This is a genomic window from Streptomyces sp. NPDC018833 (assembly GCF_044390825.1).
Taxonomy (GTDB): Bacteria; Actinomycetota; Actinomycetes; order Streptomycetales; family Streptomycetaceae; genus Streptomyces.
In genome coordinates this window covers 1-3307 of sequence record NZ_JBIRZM010000041.1, presented here as the reverse complement: position 1 = coordinate 3307, position 3307 = coordinate 1, and the positions used below count along the sequence as shown (strand labels likewise).

The 3307-nt window shown below is 64.9% G+C and carries 3 protein-coding genes; all 3 read right to left on the bottom strand.

Going from position 1 to position 3307, the window contains the following annotated elements:
- Positions 1-94: 94 nt before the first annotated feature.
- The 3 genes from ACH5AF_RS35285 to ACH5AF_RS35275 all read right to left on the bottom strand — a co-directional run bounded on the left by ACH5AF_RS35285 (position 95) and on the right by ACH5AF_RS35275 (position 3128).
- Positions 95-1366, bottom strand: coding sequence for a hypothetical protein (locus ACH5AF_RS35285; protein WP_398907634.1), 1272 nt, complete (start codon positions 1364-1366; stop codon positions 95-97).
- A gap of 359 nt (positions 1367-1725) precedes the next feature.
- A complete protein-coding gene (locus ACH5AF_RS35280) occupies positions 1726-2064 on the bottom strand; it encodes a helix-turn-helix domain-containing protein (protein WP_398907633.1) in 339 nt (112 codons plus the stop codon).
- The gene (locus tag ACH5AF_RS35275) at positions 2061-3128 is read right to left on the bottom strand and encodes a tyrosine-type recombinase/integrase (protein WP_398907631.1); all 1068 of its coding nucleotides are present in this window, start codon (positions 3126-3128) and stop codon (positions 2061-2063) included. The genes ACH5AF_RS35280 and ACH5AF_RS35275 overlap by 4 nt, the downstream gene beginning before the upstream one ends.
- Positions 3129-3307 lie beyond the last annotated feature (179 nt).

Sequence of the window (3307 nt, the reverse complement as noted above, 5' to 3'; positions counted from 1 at the left end):
AATCCCCGCGAGTTCACGATTTCTGAAGGTATCGAAATCTGAACTGTAGGCGCTGCTGGGGGATTCGGAGGCTCTCTGGCCGTGGGTTCGCGGGTTACCCGGTCGTCGTTTCGGTGCCTGCCGGGCTGGCCGCGCGGGTGTAGCGCAAGCTGGCCTGGGCGCTGAGGTTGAACATGGTGGCGATGCGGAGGGGATCGGGTCCGGCGGCGATCGCTTCTTCGAGGACCCGGTCCTGGCGGAGGCTGTCGGCCGTGGCGGGCAGCCCCTTGAACAGGCGCTTGAGCCAGAAGTCGCTGACCGGGCTCTCCCTCTTGGCTGTCTGCTGGGTGAGGAGGAGATGAGGGTTTGCCGAGTCCGGCCAGCGGGCGTCACGGTAGCGCCGGTACTTGCGGATGGCTTCGGCGGTGAAGTGGTCGAGGGGCCGACTGACCTCGCCCCGCCGGAGGCGCCCGGTGCTCAGCTCGATGTCGGAGTCTTGGAGCATTCTGATCTCGTGCGGGAAGAGGGCGTGGACGCCGGCAAGGGCGACGACGGCCAGGAGGGCCGGGCTCTCATCCGCGGCTCTGGCCACTTGTTTGAGTTGGTCTTCCGCGACCGGTGTGGGCGGGTTGACGAGGGTGTTGCCGGGCCTGATGCGTCGGGCCGGGTTAGCGAAGATCAGCCGCTGTGACTTGAGCGTCTTGAACATGTCCCGGAGCGCGACGATTTCGCGCTGGACGTTGTTCCGTTTGGACAGCCAGTCAGTGATGTCCTCGGGGGTGACCTGCCTCAATGTCGAGTATCGGGGGGCACAGTACTGGGCAGTGAACGGGACGATCAGCCGCAGGTGGATGTCGACTGTGTGAGGCGACCTGGGGCGGCGGCGGGGGGCTCCGTTGCGGAGGATGTCGAAGTAGGCGGTCACCTCGACGCGTATCTGCTCGGGAAGCACTGCGAGGTGAGCTCTGACCAGTTGTTCGAGGGGGTCGGGTGCGTCGTCGAGCAGGATGTCGAGATCGTTGAGCATGTCGATGAGATGGACTGCGGGAACATCGATGTCCCGGGAGAGTGCGTGCACCGTGGTGGCTTTGATCCTTTCGGAAGGCTGGTGCAGGGCCGAGAGGATCATCAAGCCGCACTTCACGCGCTTGATGGTGGAGTCGTTCCAGCCCCGTACCGCCGCGACGTCCCTGGCCCGATCGACGAGGAAGTCCGCATATCCGGGATCTGCCGGGGTGAATCCTGTCCAGGAGCGCCCCTTCGAGCCGTTCGGGTGCCGATAGCGCCGGAAGTCCCGGACCGGCTCGAAGAGCGTGAGCTGGATGCTCTCGGGCGGCTTCAGCAGCAGGGGGTGTCTGTGCGGCGTCTCGCTCGGCAACTCAGGCATCTGCGCTGTTCTTGCGGTGAGGTGGTGGCGCCGATTCCATTTGATCAGGTCAGCGAGAAACGTCTGGTGCCCGGTTGCGGCTGCGACCGTGAGGTCCAACCGGGCCCCGTAGCCGGCTGAGGGGACCTTGATACGGCCGGCGACGAATGCGGCCTGGTGACGGCAGGCCCGGCAGACTCCGTCACGCAGGGGGGCGGTCGCGCCGCACGTGCCGCACGAGTCGGCAGGGTACTTGTACCACCATGCCCTGCATGCATAGCAGAGGATCTTCGAGCCGCCCGGGTTAGGGTGCAGGCCCCAGGCCATGCAGACCTCGCAACTCTCAGGCGTCCCACGCCCCTTGGCCTTCGCTTCCTTCGTCACAACGGCGGCATCAAGTTGCGGGAGGCCGGGCCGCCGCCGCTGCGACGACGGTTCTCCCCAACAGCGGGACGGATGGCCGCCCTGCTCTCATCCTGCTCCGGTCGTTTCGCGCGGGCCTTCTCGGGCTCACGGACAAGGAGATCGCTGGGCTCGCATTGCAGCACATCGCAGATCACGTCGAGATCGTCCAGGCGGATAGTCACCGGCTGGCCGGCCCACAGGTTGGACATCTTGCCCGCACTGATCACCAAGCCCGCGTCAGCCAGCATGCGCTGGAGTTCGGAGGACTTCCAGATGTCCCGCTTGGCCGCGGTCATCCGCAGGTTCCACTTCATGACGCTCCTCCGAATCGCGCCCGTCCACGCTCACCGGCACGGACCCACGCGTCCTCGACATGAGTCTGGTTGACGTGTACGTAGATCATGGTGGTGTTGATCCACTTATGACCAAGCAGCTCTTGGATCGCCACCACATCCATGCCCTGACGGTAGAGCTCCGAGGCAGCGAAGTGCCGAAGCGTGTGCGGCGTCAGCTTGCCTGCCTGGGAAGGAAGGTGCTGGGCGACCATCTTCTTCAGATGCAGGCGGAGCGTGTCGGTATCCACCCGCAGGCTCGAGCCGTCTGCGGCCCGCCGCTCCGAGGGGAACAACGGCGCCCCTGGCTCATCCACCCGATCGTCGTACTGCCAGCGGGGGCCGTCGACCCACCACTCCAACAGCGAACGGCTCCCGTTGATCAGCGGGACGAGCCGTTCCTTCTTCTTGCCGCGCCTCCCCTTGCCCCGCAGAAGAATCTTTCCGAACTGGCCGAGTTCCCAGTGGATGTCGTCGACGTTCGCCAGGCTCAGCTCCGAGACCCGGGGACCTATCAGACTCGCCAGCCTCATCGCGGTGTAACTTCGGACGATCGACAACGGTTTACGCGCCTGCGGCACCTCGTCACGCCAAGCCGAGAACAGATGGTCGACCTCCCCGAGCGGCGGCGGAACCCGCAACCGGGACAGGGTCGATCCACGGGGCCGGTTGATCTCATCCAACGGCGACTCGACGACATAGCCGGTTGCCCTGTGAATGGCGGGCTTGTGCCGTAGTTCAAGGAACTCGAAGTACACGCTGAGAGAGTGCGCCTTGTGGACCTTTGTGGCATGAGCCATACCCTGTTGATGTCGGCCGAAGAACCGGTCCAGATCACGAGGTTCCATCTCCCACAGCGGGCGCGCGAACCATGAGCGCACTTCGACGATCACGCCGACATCGCCGGCGACCGTCCCGTCGCTGATGCCGGCCGAAGCCCGGGCGAGCACGAACTCGGACAACAGATCCTGCTCGAAGGCCGCGAGCTCCTCCGGCGTCGTCAAGCGCAGTTCCGGACGCAGGTCTCGCACGATCGCCAGGGACACGAAACCTCCAGCTCGACCATTTGGCCAACTGATCGGACTGGACGATATTATCTCAGGAATCGCGAGATTCCATCGGGATGGACAACCTCTCGTGTGGGACGGATAGACCTCCAGGTCAGGCGCACGCTGCGGCGAGACCACGCTTCGGAGTGCTTGAGGAACCCTCGGGAGGAGAGTCA

Excerpts from the sequence above, each read along its gene's own strand:
- ACH5AF_RS35285 (WP_398907634.1), bottom strand. The coding sequence starts at position 1,366 with ATGCCTGAGTTGCCGAGCGAGACGCCGCACAGACACCCCCTGCTGCTG.
- ACH5AF_RS35280 (WP_398907633.1), bottom strand. The coding sequence starts at position 2,064 with ATGAAGTGGAACCTGCGGATGACCGCGGCCAAGCGGGACATCTGGAAG.